At 54.1% G+C, this 20,845-nt stretch carries 23 protein-coding genes and 2 tRNA genes; 10 read left to right on the top strand and 15 right to left on the bottom strand.

Annotation, left to right across the window (positions count from 1 at the left end; translation table 11 throughout):
- Positions 1-29: 29 nt before the first annotated feature.
- Positions 30-1,220: a 23S rRNA (cytosine(1962)-C(5))-methyltransferase RlmI gene (gene rlmI / locus B1H58_RS20095; RefSeq protein WP_085072183.1), complete on the bottom strand. Its 1,191-nt coding sequence runs from the start codon at positions 1,218-1,220 to the stop codon at positions 30-32.
- An 89-nt stretch (positions 1,221-1,309) separates the two neighbouring features.
- Here rlmI and yccX point away from each other — a divergent pair, with 89 nt between their 5' ends.
- Positions 1,310-1,588, top strand: a complete 279-nt coding sequence (gene yccX, locus B1H58_RS20090; RefSeq protein WP_085072182.1) for an acylphosphatase — start codon at positions 1,310-1,312, stop codon at positions 1,586-1,588.
- Positions 1,589-1,621: 33 nt separating this feature from the next.
- Here yccX and B1H58_RS20085 read toward each other — a convergent pair whose 3' ends face one another.
- The gene (locus tag B1H58_RS20085; protein WP_085072181.1) at positions 1,622-1,948 is read right to left on the bottom strand and encodes a TusE/DsrC/DsvC family sulfur relay protein; all 327 of its coding nucleotides are present in this window, start codon (positions 1,946-1,948) and stop codon (positions 1,622-1,624) included.
- Between the two features lie 119 nt (positions 1,949-2,067).
- Positions 2,068-2,727, bottom strand: coding sequence for an FtsH protease modulator YccA (gene yccA / locus B1H58_RS20080; protein ID WP_085072180.1), 660 nt, complete (start codon positions 2,725-2,727; stop codon positions 2,068-2,070).
- Positions 2,728-2,946: 219 nt separating this feature from the next.
- On the opposite strand from yccA, the gene B1H58_RS20075 reads away from it, so the two are divergent.
- The 3 genes from B1H58_RS20075 (at position 2,947) to agp (ending at position 5,393) form a co-directional block, all read left to right on the top strand.
- Positions 2,947-3,034 (top strand) — tRNA-Ser (locus tag B1H58_RS20075).
- A 200-nt stretch (positions 3,035-3,234) separates the two neighbouring features.
- Positions 3,235-3,322 (top strand) — tRNA-Ser (locus tag B1H58_RS20070).
- Between the two features lie 364 nt (positions 3,323-3,686).
- Complete coding sequence (agp, locus tag B1H58_RS20065; protein ID WP_085072179.1) at positions 3,687-5,393, top strand: bifunctional glucose-1-phosphatase/inositol phosphatase; 1,707 nt, start codon at positions 3,687-3,689, stop codon at positions 5,391-5,393.
- A gap of 57 nt (positions 5,394-5,450) precedes the next feature.
- Here agp and B1H58_RS20060 read toward each other — a convergent pair whose 3' ends face one another.
- From B1H58_RS20060 to B1H58_RS21125, 4 genes are all read right to left on the bottom strand, one after another.
- Positions 5,451-6,827, bottom strand: coding sequence for an NAD-dependent succinate-semialdehyde dehydrogenase (locus B1H58_RS20060; protein WP_085072178.1), 1,377 nt, complete (start codon positions 6,825-6,827; stop codon positions 5,451-5,453).
- 68 nt (positions 6,828-6,895) lie between these two features.
- The gene (locus B1H58_RS20055; RefSeq protein ID WP_085072177.1) at positions 6,896-7,126 is read right to left on the bottom strand and encodes a YccJ family protein; all 231 of its coding nucleotides are present in this window, start codon (positions 7,124-7,126) and stop codon (positions 6,896-6,898) included.
- A gap of 24 nt (positions 7,127-7,150) precedes the next feature.
- The gene (gene wrbA / locus B1H58_RS20050) at positions 7,151-7,750 is read right to left on the bottom strand and encodes an NAD(P)H:quinone oxidoreductase (RefSeq protein ID WP_085072176.1); all 600 of its coding nucleotides are present in this window, start codon (positions 7,748-7,750) and stop codon (positions 7,151-7,153) included.
- A 54-nt stretch (positions 7,751-7,804) separates the two neighbouring features.
- Positions 7,805-7,894, bottom strand: a complete 90-nt coding sequence (locus B1H58_RS21125; RefSeq protein WP_237172438.1) for a hypothetical protein — start codon at positions 7,892-7,894, stop codon at positions 7,805-7,807.
- Positions 7,895-8,038: 144 nt separating this feature from the next.
- On the opposite strand from B1H58_RS21125, the gene B1H58_RS20045 reads away from it, so the two are divergent.
- Positions 8,039-8,947, top strand: coding sequence for a DMT family transporter (locus B1H58_RS20045; protein ID WP_085072175.1), 909 nt, complete (start codon positions 8,039-8,041; stop codon positions 8,945-8,947).
- A 3-nt stretch (positions 8,948-8,950) separates the two neighbouring features.
- On the opposite strand, the gene rutG is transcribed toward B1H58_RS20045, so the two are convergent.
- From rutG to rutA, 6 genes are read right to left on the bottom strand one after another with little or no spacing between them, the layout of a single operon-like run.
- Positions 8,951-10,282: a pyrimidine utilization transport protein G gene (gene rutG / locus B1H58_RS20040; protein WP_085072174.1), complete on the bottom strand. Its 1,332-nt coding sequence runs from the start codon at positions 10,280-10,282 to the stop codon at positions 8,951-8,953.
- 44 nt (positions 10,283-10,326) lie between these two features.
- Positions 10,327-10,851, bottom strand: a complete 525-nt coding sequence (gene rutF / locus B1H58_RS20035) for an NADH-dependent FMN reductase RutF (protein ID WP_085072173.1) — start codon at positions 10,849-10,851, stop codon at positions 10,327-10,329.
- Positions 10,852-10,876: 25 nt separating this feature from the next.
- The gene (rutD, locus tag B1H58_RS20030; RefSeq protein ID WP_085072172.1) at positions 10,877-11,704 is read right to left on the bottom strand and encodes a pyrimidine utilization protein D; all 828 of its coding nucleotides are present in this window, start codon (positions 11,702-11,704) and stop codon (positions 10,877-10,879) included.
- Positions 11,705-11,711: 7 nt separating this feature from the next.
- Positions 11,712-12,098 (bottom strand): pyrimidine utilization protein C, encoded by a 387-nt coding sequence (rutC, locus tag B1H58_RS20025; RefSeq protein WP_085072171.1) that lies wholly within the window; start codon positions 12,096-12,098, stop codon positions 11,712-11,714.
- A gap of 27 nt (positions 12,099-12,125) precedes the next feature.
- On the bottom strand, positions 12,126-12,857 hold the full coding sequence (gene rutB, locus B1H58_RS20020; RefSeq protein WP_085072170.1) for a pyrimidine utilization protein B: 732 nt from the start codon (positions 12,855-12,857) through the stop codon (positions 12,126-12,128).
- Positions 12,857-13,948 carry a pyrimidine utilization protein A gene (rutA, locus tag B1H58_RS20015; protein ID WP_085072169.1) on the bottom strand — a complete coding sequence of 364 codons (1,092 nt, stop codon included), beginning with the start codon at positions 13,946-13,948 and terminating at the stop codon, positions 12,857-12,859. Before rutA ends, rutB begins: the two co-directional genes overlap by 1 nt.
- 314 nt (positions 13,949-14,262) lie before the next feature.
- Between rutA and rutR the strand changes: the two genes are divergently transcribed.
- Complete coding sequence (gene rutR, locus B1H58_RS20010; protein ID WP_418304161.1) at positions 14,263-14,904, top strand: HTH-type transcriptional regulator RutR; 642 nt, start codon at positions 14,263-14,265, stop codon at positions 14,902-14,904.
- A gap of 80 nt (positions 14,905-14,984) precedes the next feature.
- A complete protein-coding gene (locus B1H58_RS20005) occupies positions 14,985-15,950 on the top strand; it encodes a metal-dependent hydrolase (protein ID WP_085072167.1) in 966 nt (321 codons plus the stop codon).
- Between the two features lie 79 nt (positions 15,951-16,029).
- Here B1H58_RS20005 and cycA read toward each other — a convergent pair whose 3' ends face one another.
- On the bottom strand, positions 16,030-17,430 hold the full coding sequence (cycA, locus tag B1H58_RS20000; protein ID WP_085072166.1) for a D-serine/D-alanine/glycine transporter: 1,401 nt from the start codon (positions 17,428-17,430) through the stop codon (positions 16,030-16,032).
- A 295-nt stretch (positions 17,431-17,725) separates the two neighbouring features.
- On the opposite strand from cycA, the gene B1H58_RS19995 reads away from it, so the two are divergent.
- From B1H58_RS19995 to B1H58_RS19985, 3 genes are all read left to right on the top strand, one after another.
- A complete protein-coding gene (locus tag B1H58_RS19995) occupies positions 17,726-18,424 on the top strand; it encodes an extensin-like domain-containing protein (protein ID WP_085072165.1) in 699 nt (232 codons plus the stop codon).
- A gap of 615 nt (positions 18,425-19,039) precedes the next feature.
- Positions 19,040-19,762, top strand: coding sequence for a transcriptional regulator SdiA (sdiA, locus tag B1H58_RS19990; RefSeq protein WP_085072164.1), 723 nt, complete (start codon positions 19,040-19,042; stop codon positions 19,760-19,762).
- Between the two features lie 129 nt (positions 19,763-19,891).
- Complete coding sequence (locus B1H58_RS19985; RefSeq protein ID WP_085072163.1) at positions 19,892-20,506, top strand: acyl-homoserine-lactone synthase; 615 nt, start codon at positions 19,892-19,894, stop codon at positions 20,504-20,506.
- Here the strand turns inward: B1H58_RS19985 and B1H58_RS19980 are convergent.
- Positions 20,503-20,838, bottom strand: coding sequence for a GlpM family protein (locus B1H58_RS19980; protein ID WP_085072162.1), 336 nt, complete (start codon positions 20,836-20,838; stop codon positions 20,503-20,505). The genes B1H58_RS19985 and B1H58_RS19980 overlap by 4 nt on opposite strands.
- Positions 20,839-20,845: the final 7 nt, after the last annotated feature.

Below are 20,845 nucleotides of genomic sequence, written 5' to 3'. Positions count from 1 at the left end.
AATATGGGGATAAAAGCATCGTTTTCAAGTTACAGCACGCGGCAGGCAAATCCCTTCAGATAGAGTCCTTCAGGATAGCTGGCGATAACCGGGTGATCGGCTGCCTGACGGAACTGCTCTATAAATTGTACATCACGATGAGCGTCAACGGCGGCGTCAGCGATAATTTTCTGAAATAAATCAGTTGCCATCAGTCCCGAACAGGAGAAGGTCATCAGCATGCCGCCCGGATTCAGCAGCTGCATCGCCAGCATATTAATGTCTTTATAGCCACGACATGCGCCTGCCAGCTGATTTTTGTTTTCAACAAACTTAGGTGGATCCATCACGATAAGATCAAATCTCTCGCCGTTATCGCGATAGCTGCGCAACAGTTTAAACACATCATCGCGCACGAATTGCGCCTTACTGACATCGAGCCCGTTCAGTTCTACGTTCTGACGCGCCACATCCAGCGCCGCCTGCGAAGTATCAACACTGATAACCTCACTACAGCCGCCAAGCAGAGCAGAAACAGCGAAGCCGCCGGTATAGGAGAAGCAGTTAAGCACGCGTTTGTCTTGCGCATAGCGCCGGGTAGCAAAGCGACTGTCGCGCTGATCCAGATAGTAGCCGGTCTTGTGGCCGGTACGAATATCTACCAGCAGCTTCATGCCATGTTCGCTAATCGGCAACAGATCGGGTGGCAACGCCCCGCAAACCGGCCCCTGGCTCAGCTCCAGTCCTTCTTTCTTGCGGACGGCCACATCGGAGCGGTCGTAGATATTGCAGTCGGGATAGCACTGCTGCAGCGCGGAAATAATCGCCGGACGCTGATACTCCGCCCCGGCGGAAAGCAGTTGCAACACCAGGAAGGAGCCAAAACGATCGATCGTCACGCCCGGCATGCCGTCAGACTCACCGGCGATCAAACGGTAGCTGTCCAGACCATCACGTACCGCCAGCCAGTCACGCAGCTGCTGGGCTGCCTGCAGGCGACGGACAAAAAAGGCGATATCGACAGATTCGTCCTGCTGCCAGCTCCAGACGCGTGCGCGGATTTGCGAATCGGGTGAAAAGGCTGCGCGGGCCAGCCATTTACCCTGGCTGTCACAAACGTCAATGGTTTCACCACGCCGGGCTTTACCTTCCATACGCGCAACGGCGCCGGAAAAAACCCACGGATGACGACGGAGCAGGGACTTTTCACGTCCCTTAGCGAGAATCAATCGAACGGTCATATTTTGCTATGCTTACCAACGGAAAATGAGGCCACATTGTCCGGTGGTTACCGGCAAAATGCAATCAGCGGACATCAGGGGAGCGCGCAATGACGCAACAATGTATTAAAGCCTGGGTTCATGGTCAGGTGCAGGGCGTAGGGTTTCGCTACAGCACCCAGATGCAGGCGCAGCAGCTTGGATTAACCGGCTATGCACGCAATCTGGATGACGGCAGCGTGGAAGTGCTGGCCTGTGGCGCAAGCGAAGCTCTGGAACAGCTGGTAGCCTGGTTAAAGGCAGGTGGGCCACGCAGCGCGCGCGTCGATCGCGTATTAACAGAGCCGCATCATGCGGGTGAGATGCCGCAGCGCTTTACCACAGGCTAATCAGAGCGGGGCAGGGGCTGCTCCGCTTAAGCGTCACAGGCATTTAACCGGCCTGGGCAGGCCGGCTATTTTGGTCGCCTGCTTTGCCGGGCCATCGGGAAACAGACGAAACAGATAGCGGCTGTTGCCTTTTTCCTCGCCACACTTCTGCGCCATCGCTTTTACCAGCATTCTTACCGCCGGAGAGGTGTTGTACGTCAGATAAAACTCGCGGACAAAATGCACGACTTCCCAGTGCGCTTCGCTCATTGTAATCGCTTCTTCGGCTGCGATATGCAGCGCCAGCGCTTCGCTCCAGTCCGCAGAGTTCAGCAGATAACCCTGAGCATCACGCGCAATGTCTTTACCTTCAAACAGCACAATATGGCCTCATTTGTTTAACCTGTGGCTATCTTAGCAAACTTAACGGCGGCAAAAAATAAGGCCCCGCCGGTGGGCGAGGCCTTAATCAGGCATCCAAAACTCTACGCGGAGGGCGTTTAGTTATTACGTGAGAAGCCAAGAATGCTCAGCAGGCTGATAAAAATATTGTACAGCGAGACATAGAGGCTAATGGTGGCGCGAATATAGTTGGTTTCACCGCCGTGAATAATATTGCTGGTTTCCCACAGGATCGCACCGGTAGAAAACAGAATAAACAGGGCGCTGATAGCCAGCTGCAGAGCCGGCAGCTGCAGGAACAGGTTAGCAACCACCGCAACCAGCAGCACTACAAATCCCGCCATCATCATGCCGCCAAGGAAAGACATATCCTTGCGCGTTGTCAGCACATAGGCAGAGCAACAGAAAAACACCAGAGCGGTACCGCCCAGCGCCAGCGCAATGGCATCGCCCATGCCTGCCGACAGGAAGGAATTCAGGATCGGGCCCAGGCTATAGCCAAGGAAGCCGGTAAAGGCGAAAGCGGCCACGATACCGGCCGGACTATTGGCCAGGCGGTAGGTTAAAAACATCAAGCCATAAAAACCCACCAGCATCAGAATCAGGCCAGGCGCAGGCAGGTTCAGTAAGGTACTGGCGGTTGCGGTTGCGGCAGAAAAGGCCAGCGTCAGCCCCAGCAGGAAATAGGTATTACGCAAAACTTTATGGGTACTCAGCAACGATGTGCCGGTACCAGAGCGGGAAACAATACGATCCATAATGCACCTCATACAGGGGTAACAATCTTAGCGCAGAGCATACGAAGCGCGGCGGAAAGGGAAAAGGCGTTTTACCCTTCTTTACGCGTGAAGCCGCTGTTTTTGTGAACCAAATGGAGATTAAGCCAGCAAATAAAGAGGGTTTGGCTGTTTTTCAGGCGAACAGCAAGCCTGACTATTTACATTGCGCTGAGGGGTGTTTATAGTTCGCCTCATTGCGGAGGGGTGGCCGAGCGGCTTAAGGCAGCGGTCTTGAAAACCGCCGATGGGAAACCATCCGAGAGTTCGAATCTCTCCTCCTCCGCCACTGAATTACAACGGGTCAGCAGAAATGCTGGCCCGTTTTCGTTTGGGCCGCAAGCGGTTTTGCCTATGTTTTCAGCGTGGCGCTGCGAAAATAATCAGTCAGATCTTTTTTGCATAAAAGAGGCTTGCACAAGCAGAATCAAGCCGTTAGACTTCGTCGCACAATATGACACGTCGCAACGCAGTTGTGGATTGTCTTGCGGAGGGGTGGCCGAGTGGCTTAAGGCAGCGGTCTTGAAAACCGCCGATGGGAAACCATCCGAGAGTTCGAATCTCTCCTCCTCCGCCAAATTTTAAGAGCCAGCACAGCGTGCTGGCTTTTTTTATGCCTGCAATCCCGGTCAGCAAGAGCAAAGCCAGCCAAATCTTCCTCACGCCCGGTTAACTTGTCAGGATTCGCCTCTTTCCTTTTATTCTGCAAGCGCCAGCAGACGAAAAATGGATACTTCCCTAAAACATTTCGTTACTTTTCAATCAGCTAAACAGGTTAAAGCACAGTGTCGCGCGTCTGCTATAGTCCTGATACGATATGAAGCCTGCTTCCGGCTACCGTAAACTAGGGTGTCGGGCACAATGCTATACCTATTATTGGCGCTGACGCCCCTGCGGTCAGCCGTCAGCCAGTCATCATCGGATCGAATGGAACAGTAACAATGATCAAAAAACTCAGTCTTTGCGCATTGTCGGTTATTGCGGCGTTACCCTTAGGATTTTCCGCCCACGCCGCTGATGGCGATCTGCAACTCCAGCAGGTATTAATGCTTAGCCGTCATAACCTGCGGGCTCCGCTGGCTGATAACGGCAGTCTGCTGGCGCAGGCGACCAGGAAAGCCTGGCCGCAGTGGGATGTGGCGGGCGGCGAGCTGACCACCAAAGGCGGCGTGCTGGAGGTCTATATGGGGCGTTATACGCGCGAGTGGCTGGCGCAGCAGGGCCTGATGAAAAATGATGCCTGTCCGGATTCCAGCGAGGTATTTGCCTACGCCAACAGCCTGCAACGTACCGTCGCGACAGCACAATATTTTGTTACCGGTGCGTTTCCCGGCTGCGACATTACCGTAACGCATCAGGATGAAATGGGCACTATGGATCCCGTATTCAGCCCGGTGATCAGTAACGACAGCGAAGAGTTCAACAAGAAAGCGCTGGCGGCCCTGAATGCACAGGGTGAAAAGCTGAGCCTTAAGCCCGCCTTCCAGCGTCTGGAAAAAATTGTCGATTATAAAAACTCCCCGGCCTGCAACGGCAAAAAGCAGTGCGCGCTGAGCAGCGATAACCAAAACAAATTCAGCGCGGAAAATGGCAAAGAGCCTGGCGTTGCCGGTCCGCTGAAAGTGGGGAACTCGCTGGTGGACGCCTTTACCCTGCAATATTATCAGGGCTTCCCGCTGGAGCAGGTCGCCTGGGGACAGATTAAAACCCCAGAACAGTGGCAGGAGCTGGCGGCGATTAAAAACGGCTATCAGGATGCGCTGTTTACCTCACCGGAAATTGCCCGCGAAGTGGCAGCGCCGCTGATTGATTACATTCGCAGCCAACTGGTGGATCAGGATAAAGCCTCTGCGCCAAAAGTAACGCTGATGGTGGGTCATGACTCAAATATCGCTTCGCTGCTGGCGGCGCTGGATACCAAAGCCTATACGCTGCCGGGACAGTATGAGAAAACGCCAATTGGCGGCCAGGTTGTTTTCGAACGCTGGCACGATGCGAAAGCAGATAAAGATCTGGTGAAAATTGAATATGTTTACCAGACCGCCGGGCAGTTACGTGATGCCGAAGCGCTTAGCCTGAAAAACCCGCCAAAACGCGTAACGCTGCAGCTTAACGGTTGCCAGACGGATGCTAACGGTTTCTGTTCATGGGAGCAGTTCAGCAATGCATTGAATACCGCATTGCAGGGCACTGCGCTGCAGCCTGCTGCCGCAAAACCGGCACCCGGGGCCAAAACAGCACAGGATAATGTAGCGGCAGCTAAACCGGCCGCCGATAAACCTGCTGCAGCCAAACCTGTTGCCGATAAGTCAGTTGCGGACAAAGCCGCAGCGGATAAACCCGCAGCGGATGCACCAGTGAATCAAGCGGACGCTGCTAAAGCTGACCAGCAGGCAAAAGCTGCAGAAAAACAGGCCGCCGGAGAGGACGCTGCCGCGAAAGCTGCGGCAGAGAAAGCGCAGGCGGATGCAGAGAAAGCGAAGGCCGCTGCGGCTAAAGCCAAAGCGGATGCTGAGCAGGCGGCAAAAGATAAAGCGGCAAGCGAGAAAGCCGAATCTGCTGCACAGCCAAAAGCTGAACCACAGCCAAAAGCTGCTGATGAGAAAGCGCAGCAGGCACCGGCAACACAGGCAGGATCCGCCAGCTGATCTCAGACAGATAATAAAAAGGGAGCCTCAGGCTCCCTTTTTTATGGCTCCGTCCGCTTACTGACCGGAAACCACTACCAGTTTCTGATTCACGAATTCTTTAATGCCCAAATCGGATAGCTCACGTCCATAGCCAGAACGCTTAACGCCACCGAAAGGCAGCTCTGCAGCGGTATCGCTGGCGGAATTGATAAACACCATGCCGGTTTCGATGCGCGCAGCCATACGCCTACCGCGAGCGATATCGCCGGTAAACACGGCGCCGCCGAGGCCGTAATGGGAATCATTGGCCAGCTGTACTGCGTCGTCATCGTTCTCAACGACATAAACCTGCGCGACCGGACCGAAAAATTCGGTGAAGTAGGCGGGATTGTCACGTGTGATATTGGTCAGAATGGTGGGTTGATAGAAACAGCCGGGGCCGGGTAGCGCCTCGCCGCCGTAGTGCAGCGTCGCGCCTTTAGCAATCGCCTCTTTAACCTGTTTGTCCAGCGTATCGCGCGCGCTGGCAGAGGAAAGCGGACCAAGCGTGCTGTTTTCATCCAGCGGATCGCCGATTTTCACTGCTTTGAAGGCTTCAGTGAATTTTTCCAGGAAACGATCGGCAACGCTGCGCTGAACGATAAAGCGTTTCGCTGCGGTACAGACCTGACCGGCATTGCTCAAACGCGCCTGTACGCCTTGTTTAACCGCTTTCTCTAAATCGCAATCGTCCAGCACCACAAACACATCATTGCCGCCCAGTTCAAGAGTGGTTTTCTTCAGATATTTGCCGGCCTGCTGTGCGACGGCGCTGCCTGCGCGCTCAGAACCGGTCAACGCGGCGCCCTGAACGCGATCGTCGGCAATCAGTTCAGCCACTTTTTCACTGGAGATAAAAAGATTCGTCCAGGCACCTTTTGGCGCGCCGGCTTCCAGCACCAGCTGCTCAAAGATGTGGGCGCAGTGCGGGACAATCGCTGCATGTTTTGCCAGTACCGGATTACCAGCTGCCAGATTGGGTGCCAGCACGCGCATCAGCTGATAGTAAGGGAAGTTCCATGGCTCGACGGCTACCAGAACGCCAAGCGGATGATGTTCAACCCATGCTTCGCCCAAATCGGTAGGATAGGGCACGGGCTGCAAAAACTTTTCGGCATGCTCCGCATAATAGCGGGCGATGCGCGCGCATATTTGCACTTCGCCACGGCTCTGTTTCAGTAGCTTACCCATTTCAAGGCTGGCGATTTTGGCCAACTCTTCTGTACGGCTGTCGATCAGCTCCGCCAGTTTATGTAAGACCTGGATACGCGGCTGGATATCGCCTTTTGACCAGGCTGACTGATAAAGCTGCGCGGCGGTCGCCAGCGCGTCCTCAACATACTGATCGCTGTGCGCAGGCCAGGTTTTAATGACTTCGTTGGTCGCAGGGTTAACAGACTGGTAGGTAGACATAGAGGACTCCTTTCGCGGGATAAAAATAAAAAGGGCGGGAAGATCCCGCCCGCAGATATCATGGCGAACTAAACGTTTTTACGTTCCACTACCACATCGTCCCAGGTCAGGACATCTGCATCGGTTTTATCGAAGGCGCGAAACAGCACGTCGTCGTTACCCTGCTGGCGCCAAATCTCTTCCGCCAGTTTTTCATCGTAATTTGCGACTTCAAAAATTGCCTCAGCAATCTCAGGTGAGGTATGGCGCAGGCTTGCCCATTCGCCAACATGATGTGCTTTGGATTGTTGCGTTGCCATAGTGTTCTCCTGTGTTGATTGAGACTATCCGTTGATTTTTACCGCCAGCCGGGCGACATGCTCGCCCTGAAAGCGGGCAATAGTTAGCTCTTCTGCCGTTGGCTGCCGTGAGCCGTCACCGCCGGCATAGGTGGACGCGCCATAAGGCGTGCCGCCGCGAACCTGGCTGATATCAAACATCTCTTTCGTGCCGTAGCCGATAGGCACAAGCACCATGCCGTGGTGCGCCAGCGTGGTCCAGGTGGAGGTAATGGTCTGCTCCTGACCGCCGCCGGTGCCGGTCGAGGTAAATACGCTGGCCAGCTTGCCGTAAAGCGCACCAGAGGCCCACAGCCCACCGGTGCGATCGAGAAAAGTACGCATCTGACCAGACATATTGCCAAAACGGGTAGGGGTGCCGAACAAAATAGCATCGTACTGCGGCAGTTCTTCTGGCGTGGCTTCTGGCGCATCCTGCTGCGTTTTACCGCCAACCTGAGCAAAGCGTTCAGCATCCATGGTTTCAGGTATGCGTTTGATGGTTACCTCAGCGCCGCTCACACGGCTTGCGCCTTCAGCAACGGCCTGCGCCATGGTTTCAACGTGGCCATACATGGAGTAATACAGCACCAGAATTTTTGCCATTGTTCAGCTCCCTGTGGAAGAGTTTCGATCTCTACGGCGGTCAGCCGGACGCGTTTACTTTTTCGGGTTAGCAGGCTTTTTATCACCTGATTCCGGTGCCTGTTTTGGATCGTCTTTACTCTGCTGGGATTGTTTCTGTGACATAACGTTCTCCTGTAGCAATGAAAGATAACTTCAGTAACAGAGTATAGAAGAACTCCACAAGCTTGCCTGGAAGCTGTCAACACCATTGACCCGATGTGGTGAGACAAGCACACTGGCAGCCTTCGCTGTAAGGAATGGATAAATATGTCGGGCCGGTTATCTCGCTACAAATGGACGCTTACGCTGCAGGAAGGCATTCTGATTTTTATTACCATGATCTGGGGTGGCACCTTTATGGTGGTGCACCATGCTATGACCATGAGCGGCCCTTTCTTTTTCGTCGGCGTGCGTTTCGCCACCGCAACGCTGCTCCTGCTGCTCTTTTCATGGCGCACGCTGGGTGGCTTTACGCGGCGTGAACTGCTGGCGGGCTTCTGGATCGGCATTGCGATTGGTTGCGGCTATGGCTTACAAACCTGGGGCATGCAAACCATCTCTGGCAGTCAGTCAGCCTTTATTACCGCGTTATACGTGCCGCTGGTGCCGTTGCTACAGTGGGTATTCCTGGGCAAAATGCCCGGCCTGATGGCGTGGTGCGGCGTGGCGCTGGCTTTTATCGGACTGCTGCTGGTGGCGGGACCGGAGAGCGGTGGCCTGACGCTGAGTCGGGGCGAAATCGCGACGTTGCTCAGTACGCTGGCGATTGCGGCGGAAATTATCCTGATCGGCGCCAGCGCAGGCAAAGTCGATATTCGCCGCGTCACTATTGTGCAGCTGGGCGTGGCGTCTCTGTTTTCTTTTCTGATGATGCAGCCCAACGGTGAAAGCGTGCCCGCTATGTCAACCTGGCTTTGGGGCAGCGCGCTGGGACTGGGACTCGCCAGCGCGCTGATTCAGGTGACAATGAACTGGGCACAGCGCAGTGTTTCACCCACGCGAGCCACGGTTATCTATGCCGGCGAGCCGGTATGGGCGGGCGTAGTGGGGCGTATTGCTGGCGAACGGCTGCCCGGCACGGCGCTGCTGGGCGGCGCATTAATTGTGCTGGGAGTGCTGGTGAGTGAATTTAAACTGAAAAGGCGGGCAAAAAGCCAACCCGCCGTGGAAAAGTAGAGGCTAACGATTCTGCCGCAGGATCTCCGCCTCGCTAAGGGGTGAGCTGCGGCGATAACGCAGGATAGCATGCAGCATAATTGCCCCGAAGGTGGCGGTGCCGATTCCGCCGAGCGTAAAGGCACCGATTTTCAGCGAGAAGTCGCCAGCGCCCAGCACCAGCGTAACCGCAACCATAATCAAGTTGCCGTTCTTGCTCAGATCAACCTGATTCTGCAGCCAAATGCGCGCGCCCGCTACGGCGATCAGCCCGAACACCACGATTGAGGCTCCACCAATGACCGGCGCGGGAAGGGTATGGATCAGCGCGCCAAATTTCGGTGAGAAGCCAAGGAGCAAGGCGATTAGCGCTGCAGCCACAAAAGCCAGCGTGGAGTAAACGCGGGTAACCGCCATTACGCCGATATTTTCTGCATAGGTGGTGACGCCGCTACCGCCAACGCTGCTGGAAAGCAGGGTTGCCAACCCGTCGCCGATGAAAGCGCGTCCGATATAGGGGTCGAGGTTACGTCCGGTCATGCTCGCCACTGCTTTGATATGTCCAAGATTTTCCGCCACCAAAATAACTGCCACCGGCGCGATCATTGTAATAGCTGACACTGAAAAAACCGGCGCGGTAAGCTGTGGAAAGCCAAACCATGGCGCGCTGGCGATCGGACTAAAATCGACCGGCTTGCCGAGACCAAACCCATTGGTCAACAACGCATAGAACGCCCAGGCAATAATAAGCCCTGCCAGGATCAGCAGACGCTGCACCATGCCACGGGTAAACACCGCTACCGTGCCGATACAGAGAATGGTCAGCACCGCCATCCAGCTGTCAAAAACCGACGCTGAGACGCTGCGCACCGCTACAGGTGCCAGATTCAGCCCGATCGCCATCACCACCGCGCCGGTGACCACCGGCGGCATAAGCCGTTCAATCCAGCGCGTGCCCGCTTTGACCACCACCACGCCAGTCAGGGTATAAAGCAGACCGCAGGCGATAATGCCTCCCAGCGCGACGCCTAAATGCGGATTAAGGCCCTGTCCGTTAAAGCCGGTAACGGCAATCACTACGCCAACAAAAGCGGCGCTGGAACCGAGGTAGCTTGGCACTCGCCCGCCGGTCACCAGGAAAAACAGCAGAGTGCCGATGCCGGACATCATGATGGCGAGATTGGGGTCCAGCCCCATGAGGAGCGGCATTAACACGGTTGCGCCAAACATGGCTACCGCATGTTGCAGGCCGAGGATCACTGTCTGCCCCAGCGGCAGCGTCTCATCCGGGGCGATCACGCCATCTTCGCTTATCGCCGTTTTTTTATGCCATTGAGGAAACCAGGAATGCGCCATTATTTTCTCCTGCAGAGGAAAAGGGATGAGCCGCCGCAGCGGGGTTAACGGGCTTCCTGCCGTAACAGATGGTGATAGCCGCGATCGAAATAGATCAAACCGGCGCCATGATGATTACAGACCAGTGCCTGCGCTTCGCAAAACAGGATATCGTGCGTACCGACGCTAATCGTCTGGCTGATGCGGCAGTCGAAAGAGGCCACGGCCCCGTTCAGTATCGGTGCGCCAGTGAGCAGCGTGGCCCATTCGGCGGCAATAAAACGCTCCGCCATCGGCGTTTTACCGCCGAACAGGTTCGACAGCGCCTCATGTTCCGCCGCAAGGGTATTTACGCACAGCACCTGGTTTTGCATAAACGTGGGCCATACCGAGGCGGAGCGGTTCAGGCAAACCAGCAGCGTCGGTGGCGAATCGGTGACGCTGCAAACCGCCGATGCGGTAAAACCGGCGCGGCCGCCAGGCCCATCCGTAGTGATGATATTGACGGCGGCACCGAGGCGTGCCATCGCGTTACGAAAATCCTGTTTCTCCACGGCGGAAAGCGCAGGGGATAAAGCGGTATGCGACATGATCACTCCTTATGTGGTAAGCGGTTTAGCTGCGCAGCGTTTCCGGCAGCGCATCGGATGTGGACTGCATGGTCTCAGGCGTAGCGTCAAGCCATGCCAGCAGCAGCGCGTTGAAGGCAGAACTATCGGTCACGCTCATGGCATGTCCGCCCCAGTTCATTTGCCGGAACGTGGCGTTGGGCAGCGCCTCGCACAGCTGCTGTGAGCAGATCCAGGGCACCAGCAGGTCATCGCGGCTGCACAGCGCCAGCACCGGTTGGGTGATGGCGCTGGCAAACGAACGAAAGTCGGCGCTCATCAGCGCATGCAGGCGCAGCAGCAGGTTTTCCATGCCCTGAAAATGGGCGCAGTGCAGCGCATCCTCCGCCTCAATACGTGCCTGATGGGCAGAAAGCCAGTCGGCAGGATAGAGAAACAGCGGCTGCGCCCGCACCCAGGCTTCAACGCCTGCGTTAAGCAACAGATCCTGACGAACGCGAAAACAGCGGCGCGTATGTGCATCAAGGCTAAGCCAGCCGTTCACTACCACAATGCGTTTGACGCGTGTGGGATAGTCCAGCGCCAGCTGTAGCCCAATCAGGCCACCCAGCGCATGTCCCAACAGATCGAAACGCTCAATGCCTGCCAGCTGTAAACTTTCCGCCAGCTCGGCGGCCATATCCTGCAGGCTGTAGCCTTCAGGCAGCCGGTCAGCATTGCGGCCGGTGCCGCGCTGGTCGTAACTCACGACCCGATAGCGTTCACGTAGCGCGTTTAACTGCGGTAGCCAAAAGCTGCCCAGCCCGCCTAAACCAGCCGCAAGCACCAGCACCGGCGCGTTGTCTCCGCGCAGGCCCGTAATATTCAGATGCATTGGCGCCTCACTTAGCGATATGCGCAGTGGAGGCGATTTCTACCAGCGCCTCTGGCTTTACCAGCCCGCACTGAATACAGAAACGGGCCGGTTTATCGCCCGGAAAGTATTCGGCATACGCCTGATTTATGGCGGCGTAGTGGCTCCAGTCGGTAAGGAAAATCGCATTAAAGGTCACATCTTCCAGGGTGCCACCCGCCGTTTCGATCACGCTTTTAATGGTTTCCAGGACGTGACGCGTCTGCGCGGCGGGATCGCCCACGTGAACCACATTGTTTTCGCGATCGAAGGGCAGCGTACCTGAGACATACACCACGCCGTCCGCCAGCGTGCCGGGCACAAAAGGGGCGATAGGTGTTCCACTGCCGGGTGGAATAATCACATGTTTAGGCATGAAGATAGCTCCTGTGGGGACGACGGTTCAGGCCAGGCGCTTAAGCGCTGGTTCAGCCAGCGTGGCGCAAAAGGTATTCACATCGGAAACCCAGCCGAAAAAAGTCTCAATGTTAAAAATCGCTGCCTGTTGGGCAAAAGGTGGGCCTGCCTGATAAGTCGCGTCTTCCAGAACGATGCCGAAATATTCCAGGAAAAAGCCGTCGCGCAGCGTCGATTCCACACAGACATTGGTGGCGATGCCGGTGAAAACCAGGTGGCGGATGTTGCGACTGCGCAGCATGCCGTCGAGCGGAGTGTGGTAAAAGCCGCTATAGCGCGGCTTGGGCAGCACAATATCGCCCGGTTGCGGCTGAAGACGGTCCACCAGCGCATAGTCCCATCCGCCTTTGGCCAGCAGTTTGCCCTGTAGCTGCGGCTGTTTGCGCATGGTTTTTAATGCGTTGGATTTATGGTAATTAGGCGAGCCGGCATCCCCGGCTTCAACGTACTGCGGGTCCCAGCCATTCTGAAACCAGATAATCTGGATGCCGGCGGCGCGCGCGGCCTGCACGGCGACGGCGATATTTTCAATTACCGGCTGGGTGGCGGAAACGTCAAAGCCCGCCAGGTCAAGGTAGCCGCCAGGCGTGGCGTAGGCATTCTGCATATCCACCACAATCAGTGCCGTTTGCGCTGGCGGGAAAGCAATATTTTCAGGACGGGCGGGCAGCGTAACGGTCGCCTGCTGGCTGACGCTGTTGCAAATAACCGTGTTCATCAGGCTACCTCCTGCGCTGCGGCGATAACGTGTGTCCGGCAGGCTAACAACGGCTGAATACGCTCGCCAAAGGCCTCAATGCCCTGCAGAAAATCATCAAAGGTCAACAACACGCCCTGCGTCCCCTCCACGGCAGCGACCTCATCCAGCATACGCGCAACGCTGGCATACGAACCCACCAGCGTACCCATATTGATATTCACTGCGGAGGTGGGGTCGGCCATCTGACGCACGTTGGTATCGCTGCCGGAACGTTTGTCCTGCTGGCTTTGAGTGGTAAGCCAGGCCAGGGCTTCCTCATCCGCGCCTGCCTTGTAATGTTCCCATTTTGCGCGCGCTGCCTCGTCCGTTTCATCGGCGATAATCATAAACAGCACAAACGAACCGACGTCGCGCCCGACGGCCTCTGCAGCGGCTTTCATGCGGGCTGCCGTTGGCGCAAAGGCGGCCGGAGTATTTACTCCTTTGCCAAAGCAGAAGTTATAGTCGGCGTGCCGGGCGGAAAAGGCCATTCCGGCGTCGCTTTGACCGGCGCAGATCACTTTCATCGCTTTTTGCGGGCGTGGACTCAGGCGACAGTCATTCATGGTAAAAAATTCGCCTTTCAAATCGGATTTGCCGCTGCCCCAGAGGTCACGTAACACCGTAACGTATTCGGTCAGATAGTCGTAACGGCGCGAGAAATAGTCATCGCCCGGCCACAGTCCCATCTGTTCATACTCTGGCTTCTGCCAGCCGGTAACCAGGTTAACGCCAAAACGTCCTTCCGCAACCGAGTCGATCGTCGCGGCCATGCGCGCCACAATAGCGGGCGGCAGAGTAAGAGTGGCAGCGGTGGCATAGATTTCGATACGCGTGGTCACAGCGGCCAGCGCCGCCATCAGCGTGAAGGACTCCAGGTTATGATCCCAGAACTCCGTTTTTCCGCCAAAACCGCGCAGCTTGATCATCGATAAAGCAAAATCGAAATGGTAATGCTCCGCTTTCTGCACAATCGCTTTGTTCAGCGCAAAGGTCGGCATGTACTGCGGCGCATTACTGGAAATCAGCCAGCCGTTATTACCTACCGGGATAAAAACGCCAATTTTCATATGAAGCCCTCGTGGAAGTGGTTTAACCAACGTGCGCAGCGGGGCTTCCTGCCTTTCCTGTTCCGGCGGCGCGTAAGGCAAATAAAGCAAGAGGTGTGCCAAATTCTTATCCGATTGATATAACAATGAAATTTACAGGCACAGCAGCAGGAGCCGTCAGGCGATGCGCTAAAACAGACCATTTGGTCAAAACCTGCTGCACAGAAATCAGGCAAGGCACTATCCGCTATCAGCGGATAACGAGATCGGTTAATTACTTCTTAACTCAACTGACCAGCTGCTAAGATGCAGCGCGGGCATTGTTCAGAAAAAGGATCAGGGTGAAAGTGGTAAATAAGACACCAACACGCCGTTCACAGGCGGCAGCGGCAAAGCGTTCAGCCATACTTGACGCGGCGCTGGAATACTTCTCGCAGTTTGGTATGCATGGCACCCGCCTCGATAAAGTGGCCGAGCGCGCCGGTATATCAAAAACCAATTTGCTTTACTATTTTCCCTCTAAAGAAGCGCTCTATATCGCGGTACTGAAAGAGATCCTTGATGTCTGGTTAGCGCCGCTGCGTGCGCTGCGTGAAGATCACGAGCCGCTGGCAGCGATTCGCCACTATATCCAGCTGAAAATGGAGGTATCGCGCGATCATCCTCAGGCTTCACGACTGTTCTGTCTGGAAATGCTGCAGGGCGCGCCGCTGCTGAAAGCCGAGCTTGAGAGCGACCTTAAGGCGTTGATAGATGAAAAATCGCAGGTGATTGAAAACTGGGTGGCGCAAAAGCGGCTGGCACCGGTAGAGCCGCAGCATTTGGTGTTTATGCTGTGGGCCACCACGCAACACTATGCGGATTTTGCCGTTCAGGTAGAGGCGATAACCGGCCAGACGCTGAATGACGAAGAGTTTTTTAACCAGGCGGTGCGCAACGTGCAGCATATGGTGATTGAAGGCATTCGCGTGCGCTGAGAGGCGATTAAAAAACTTTACCTTCAGCGAAACAGAATTGCGCCAGGCTTATAGCGTTAGATTGCAACCCAGGAGCAAGCATGGATTCTGTTTCGCAATTGGTTTTGGGCGCCTCGGTGGGCATGGCGGTCATGGGGCGCAAAGCGCCGCTCTGGAAGTCGGCGCTGGTGGGCGGATTTTGCGGCACCTTGCCCGATCTGGATGTTTTTCTCGATCACGGTGATGCAATCCGCAATATGACTCTGCATCGCACCGAAAGCCATGCGCTGGTCTGGTTAACGTTGCTTTCACCGTTGCTGGCGTGGCTGCTTGCCGGCGTGGTCAAACAGCGCTTTCAGTGGATCCAGTGGTGGCCTGCCGTCTGGCTGGCGTTGATCACCCATCCGTTGCTCGATCTGATGACCGTATATGGCACCCAGCTGGGGCTGCCCTTTACCGATTACCCCTGGGCTATTGGCAGCATTTATATTGTCGATCCGCTGTATACGCTGCCGCTGATAATTTGCCTGATCGTTGCCCTGTGGCGTCGCGAACCGCGCTGGAGCCGCGCCGGTTTGGCGCTCAGTACAGGCTATCTGTTATGGAGCATGGCGGCGCAGGGGATTGCGCTTTATCAGGTGGCGCCGCAGGTGGCGCATCAGCTGGGCGTTAAGCCTCATTTACTGGTGACGCCCACCGCTTTTAATACGCTGGTATGGCGCGTGGTCGCCGTCACGCCCGAGCGCTACTACGAGGGCTACTGGTCGCTGCTGGCGCCACATCGTCCGCTGCAGCTCAGCATGCACGATCGTGGCGCTGCGCTCTACCAACAGTTGAAAGGAGATCCGCATGTTGAGCGTGTCGCCTGGTTTAGCCATGGTTTTTTTGCCATGCAGCAGCGCGACGGCAAACTGTTTATCAGTGATTTGCGTATGGGCGAAGCGCCAGATTTCACCTTTACTTTTGATCTGGGCGCTCCGCAGGCGCGTAATCTTCATCCTTCACGGCTTGCTTCGTCAAGACCCTCACTGGCGCAAACGTGGCGGCACTTTCGTCAGCGTCTGTAACGAAAAGGGGCGAACCTGCGTTCGCCCCTGAGCTGACAAGCTGTCAGTATCAGAACGTCACTCCGGCAACAGGCCGCTGTTAACGCACCGCTGCCTTACGGCTACGCAGCCACCAGCCGATGCCCAGCAGAATAAACCACAGCGGCGTAACCATCAGCGCCTGGCGCGTATCTTCCTGTAGCGTCAGCAGAACAATGACAAACACGAAGAAAGCCATACATACCCAGCACATCAGCGTGCCCAGCGGCATTTTAAAGCGCGACTGCTGATGACGCTGCGGATATTTTTTACGATAGGCGAGGTAAGAGCAGAGGATGATGCTCCAGACAAACATAAAAAGAATGGCCGAAACGGTAGTGACCATGGTAAACACGGTCATGACATTCGGGATCAGGTAAATCAGCGCCACGCCAATTAGCAGACAGAGGCAGGAGAAAAGCAGACCGGCAGTTGGTACCGCGCGTGCTGAGAGACGGCCAAAGGCGCGATGCGCTACACCCTGTTCCGCCAGACCGTAGAGCATCCGGCTGGTGGAGAAAATGCCACTGTTAGCCGAGGAGGCGGCAGAGGTTAATACCACAAAGTTCACGATGCTGGCCGCCGCCGGCAGGCCAATCAGCATAAACATTTCTACAAACGGACTGCGGTCGGCTACTACGTGCGTCCAGGGCGTTACCGCCATAATCACCATCAGCGCCAGCACATAAAACATAATAACGCGAATCGGAATGGCATTAATTGCACGCGGCAATACCTTATGCGGGTCGTGCGTTTCAGCTGCGGCGGTGCCCACCAGTTCAATGCCAACAAAAGCAAACACGGCAATCTGGAAACCGGCAAAGAAGCCGCTTAATCCTTTCGGGAACATACCGCCTTCATTCCAGATATTTGACAGCGAAGCCGTACCGCCGCCCGGAGAAGGATAATGCATCGCCACCAGAACAATGCCGGTAACAATCAACGCAACGATAGCCACGATTTTGATAATGGCAAACCAGAACTCCAGCTCACCAAACAGCTTAACCGTAACAATGTTAAGCGCCAGAAAGGCCACAACACAAAGCAGGGCGCTCATCCAGATGGAGAAATCAGGGAACCAGAGCTGGAAATAGGAACTGATGGCGACCACGTCGGCTATGCCGGTAACCACCCAGCAGAACCAGTAGGTCCATCCGGTAAAATAACCGGCCCACGGGCCAAGCAGGTCAGCGGCGAAATCACTGAAAGATTTATATTCAAGATTGGAAAGCAATAGCTCGCCCATCGCGCGCATCACAAAGAACAGCATAAAACCGATGATCATATAGACAAAAATGATCGACGGTCCCGCCAGACTGATGGTTTTACCAGACCCCATAAACAGGCCGGTTCCGATGGCACCGCCAATAGCAATCAGCTGAATATGACGGTTATGAAGACTACGCCGGAGCTTATCCGGGCTTTCTGCGTTTTGCAGCGTATCTTTGGTTTGATCTGTCATGAAGTGGTTCCTGTCTGTGATGTCGTGCGGCTCTGCTGGCCGATATTTATCAGGCTTACCGGCAGGTAAGTTGGCATAAGATAGTGTAATTAACCGATTATCAGCTAATGGTTTTTGCCAATCCTGCAGAATTAGAGGCCCGAAGTTGGCATCATTTATTTACAAACCGCGAAAAGGTGCAACTTTTATGCAGTGCTGCTGCAAAAAACCACAGAATGCGTAACTTTCCCGGTAAAAACCGGGCCACAGGCTACAATTAACAGGCAAGCGTAGCGGCTAATCGGGGGAAGGGCGGGTGAAAACCATGGCGATAGTGCTGATTATTATTCTGGCCGCGCTGGCAGGCATGCCCTGGCTACAGCGCCATCTGCCATCGCACTGGGATCCCTTCAGGCCGCTGGAGGTCACCGATGCGCCAGGGCCGATTACGCGCTATAAGCTTCAGCGCCTGCGCAATGATCCTGCGGCCTGTCTGTCGGTGTTGCAGCGTGCCCGTGAGGCGGGATTTATCAGCTTTACTCAGCCTCCTGCGATGAAGGGAGCCTGCCCGCTGGAAAAGCCGATTCGGATACAGCGGTTTGCCAGGATAACGCTGAGCAGCAGTTTTTTGGCCAGCTGTCCGCTGGCGGTAAGCAGTACAATGTTTGTGATTCAGGCAAATCAAATAGCGCTAACAAGCCCACTGAAATCGCCGTTGGAACGTATTGAGCATGTAGGAAGCTACGCCTGCCGCAATATTTATCACCGCGCGCAGGGCAGGTTGAGTGAACATGCGACCGCTGATGCATGGGATATAACGGCGTTTCGCCTGGCAAACGGTACGCGAATCAGCGTGGGAAGAGACTGGCACAGAACGGGCGAAGCGTCGGCGCTTCTGCATCGCTGGTTCGACAGTAGCTGCACCTGGTTTGGCAACGCGCTGGGGCCAAATTATAACGCGGCGCATGCCAGTCATTTCCATTTAGGAATGCGGGGCTACATGCTTTGTCGCTAACTGGCTGCTGTCTATAAAGAATTATTTGAAAAACGGACTATTTAACGCTTTTTCTATGGTATCTAATGGTATAAAGCCTTACGAAAAAGGTTAGCGGCATTTAATAGAGATCAGGCAATTTTTTATAAAAGATTATTAGTGATGAATTAAGAAGAGCTTAAGTAAAAGCAGAGATTTTAAAATAATTACGGTGTTAACAATCAGCCTGGGTTATGAGTTTTGCTATGACACTGTTTCAAAAGAATATTATTGTCGCTTTTTTCTTATGAAAAGAATTGCCGTTTCAGCACGATTTTTCATATCAACGTAGCTTAAATTGCAAGGGGATTGAATAGTTTTAAGAAAAATCTTATTCTTGTCTTTATGCACAAAGTATTGCGCTTGCGCAAGATTGATAAATATAACTTTACTAAATTATAAGGGTTCAAAGCGTGTAACTTAAGCAATTATATCACATTTTCTTAACGTATCATAAATGCAGCGCGATCTTATCCGCAACCGCTTAAGCCAATATAATTAAAATAATTTTTCGAGAGCATTTAATTTTTTGTTACATCGGTGGCAGTTTGACTTAAACCATGGCGCGAGTAGCCTTCGCGTACCGGTGAGGCTTTAATGACGTTCGATGATTACTTCGCCTGGCGCAAGGAGGTCGAGGCACTGTTTTTTTTACTGAATAACACTGATGAGCTAACGGATATATTACAGCAGCAGGTTAAAGCGTTGGGATTGGAGCATTTTGCTTTACTTATCCGCCATCCTGTTCCCTTTACGCGCCCTAAAACGTTTCTTTTTACTACCTATCCAAAGAGTTGGGTAAAGCAATACGAAAATGAAAATTATTATGCAATCGATCCTATTCTTGATCTTTGCCAACTGCCGGGAAAATTTATACTGTGGCAAGATGCCCTATCAGAATGCACGAAATTATTCTGGCAAGAGGCAAAAGCCCATGGGCTGACTTCAGGCGTTTCCTGTTCGCTTATGGCGCTTAATCGAGCGCTCGGTATATTATCTGCGTCTTCTAAAAAGGCGCTGAATATGTTGACATTACAGCCGGAACAACAATTAAGACTACAGTATCTTTTGGATCTGTCATTACAAACTTTACAGCGTTTAGACGATGTTTCAATGCGCATTTTAGATATAACCTTAAGCCAGCGTGAACTGGAAATATTAAAATGGACAGCGGAGGGCAAAACGGCTGTAGAAATTTCACTGATTCTGGCTATCTCGCCCCATACGGTAAATTTTCATCAAAAAAATTTGCAGAAACGATTCAATGCACCGAATAAAACCCAGGTAGCCAGCTATGCAGCAGCAATGGGTTTATTGTGAGCGCTAGCGCAACTACTAAATTTAGTAGTTTCATAAGGTTAACCAGTTGTCTACCCTTCGGCCTGGGTTTCAGCTGGGCTAGCGCCGTATGAATACGGCTTAAACGAGGGAGTGCGACAGGGGAATATGATGAAGATTATCCAAACCCAGCTAAAGGATATGCCATCCTCGTTATTGGCGGAATTGGGCAGTTATCGCTATAGCGTATTTGCACGCGGTGAAGGATGGTCGATACCTTCCCGGCTCAGCACGCCGGGGCAGGAGTATGATCGCTTTGACCGTTCTGATGTCAGCTGGCTTATCGCCTGGCACGCGCGTATGGGAATTTGCGGCTGCGCGCGTTTGATGCAGTGGCAGGAACCGGGTAACGTTGAAGGCATCAGCGTCCCGTTCGATCGTAAAGAAGCAATATGGGAAATGTCGCGTTTCTCAGCCAGACTGGATGTGGATGCTGAATTACCGCTAACCATTCTCTGGCATGCTGTTCAATTGGCAGAGCTGGCAGGCATCGATTATCTCGTCAGTGCCGCTACGCCGATGCTGGAGCAGATGTTTGAACAGCATAAAGTGGGATTCGAACCGCTTACGCCGGGCTTGATTCAATCTGAAGATAACCTTTTTGCGGTTAAGATTCCGGTTAAGCAGCCCGATTTGGCGGAAAAGTATCGTGGCGCACGTCGTTTTAGCCCGGAAGAGGTTTTGCCTTCGTTGGGCGTTTCCATAAACTGGCAATCGGGACGCTAATGCCAACGTGTCCATAGAGTAATCAGTAACCATGCGGCCAGCACCCAGCACAGCACGGCGCTGGCCAACGCAACAGGCAGTCGCATTGCACCGATGAAAAACCATAATGAGAGTAGATAAAACAAGTAGGGCAGAATGGCCCACATGCCAAAAATAAGCGTGGTACGTAACGCGCTCACACCCTTATCGGTTGCCACCAGATAATGGGCGATCAGCGCAAAGGTAGGGAACAGAGGCAACAAGCCTGCAATATAGTAATTTTTACTCTTGGCCAGTATGCCGATCGCGACCACCACCAGTGCGCCAATCAACGCTTTTAACAGCAAACCCATTGTTCAC

The organism is Pantoea alhagi (assembly GCF_002101395.1).
GTDB classification, from domain to species: domain Bacteria; phylum Pseudomonadota; class Gammaproteobacteria; order Enterobacterales; family Enterobacteriaceae; genus Mixta; species Mixta alhagi.
The sequence above is the reverse complement of the archived record's forward strand: the minus strand, read 5'-3'. Positions and strand labels throughout refer to the sequence as shown.

What these genes read in the sequence shown, in the direction of transcription:
- B1H58_RS20045 (WP_085072175.1), top strand. Translation starts at nt 8,039, where the DNA reads ATGTCGGGCCGGTTATCTCGCTACAAATGGACGCTTACGCTGCAGGAA.
- rutB (WP_085072170.1), bottom strand. Translation starts at nt 12,857, where the DNA reads ATGAACACGGTTATTTGCAACAGCGTCAGCCAGCAGGCGACCGTTACG.
- rutA (WP_085072169.1), bottom strand. Translation starts at nt 13,948, where the DNA reads ATGAAAATTGGCGTTTTTATCCCGGTAGGTAATAACGGCTGGCTGATT.
- B1H58_RS19980 (WP_085072162.1), bottom strand. Translation starts at nt 20,838, where the DNA reads ATGGGTTTGCTGTTAAAAGCGTTGATTGGCGCACTGGTGGTGGTCGCG.
- B1H58_RS19985 (WP_085072163.1), top strand. Translation starts at nt 19,892, where the DNA reads ATGAAGATTATCCAAACCCAGCTAAAGGATATGCCATCCTCGTTATTG.
- agp (WP_085072179.1), top strand. Translation starts at nt 3,687, where the DNA reads ATGATCAAAAAACTCAGTCTTTGCGCATTGTCGGTTATTGCGGCGTTA.
- cycA (WP_085072166.1), bottom strand. Translation starts at nt 17,430, where the DNA reads ATGACAGATCAAACCAAAGATACGCTGCAAAACGCAGAAAGCCCGGAT.
- sdiA (WP_085072164.1), top strand. Translation starts at nt 19,040, where the DNA reads ATGACGTTCGATGATTACTTCGCCTGGCGCAAGGAGGTCGAGGCACTG.
- rutF (WP_085072173.1), bottom strand. Translation starts at nt 10,851, where the DNA reads ATGTCGCATACCGCTTTATCCCCTGCGCTTTCCGCCGTGGAGAAACAG.
- B1H58_RS20060 (WP_085072178.1), bottom strand. Translation starts at nt 6,827, where the DNA reads ATGTCTACCTACCAGTCTGTTAACCCTGCGACCAACGAAGTCATTAAA.
- B1H58_RS20055 (WP_085072177.1), bottom strand. Translation starts at nt 7,126, where the DNA reads ATGGCAACGCAACAATCCAAAGCACATCATGTTGGCGAATGGGCAAGC.
- rutD (WP_085072172.1), bottom strand. Translation starts at nt 11,704, where the DNA reads ATGCATCTGAATATTACGGGCCTGCGCGGAGACAACGCGCCGGTGCTG.
- wrbA (WP_085072176.1), bottom strand. Translation starts at nt 7,750, where the DNA reads ATGGCAAAAATTCTGGTGCTGTATTACTCCATGTATGGCCACGTTGAA.
- B1H58_RS21125 (WP_237172438.1), bottom strand. Translation starts at nt 7,894, where the DNA reads ATGTCACAGAAACAATCCCAGCAGAGTAAAGACGATCCAAAACAGGCA.
- rutG (WP_085072174.1), bottom strand. Translation starts at nt 10,282, where the DNA reads ATGGCGCATTCCTGGTTTCCTCAATGGCATAAAAAAACGGCGATAAGC.
- yccX (WP_085072182.1), top strand. Translation starts at nt 1,310, where the DNA reads ATGACGCAACAATGTATTAAAGCCTGGGTTCATGGTCAGGTGCAGGGC.
- rutC (WP_085072171.1), bottom strand. Translation starts at nt 12,098, where the DNA reads ATGCCTAAACATGTGATTATTCCACCCGGCAGTGGAACACCTATCGCC.
- rlmI (WP_085072183.1), bottom strand. Translation starts at nt 1,220, where the DNA reads ATGACCGTTCGATTGATTCTCGCTAAGGGACGTGAAAAGTCCCTGCTC.
- B1H58_RS20005 (WP_085072167.1), top strand. Translation starts at nt 14,985, where the DNA reads ATGGATTCTGTTTCGCAATTGGTTTTGGGCGCCTCGGTGGGCATGGCG.
- yccA (WP_085072180.1), bottom strand. Translation starts at nt 2,727, where the DNA reads ATGGATCGTATTGTTTCCCGCTCTGGTACCGGCACATCGTTGCTGAGT.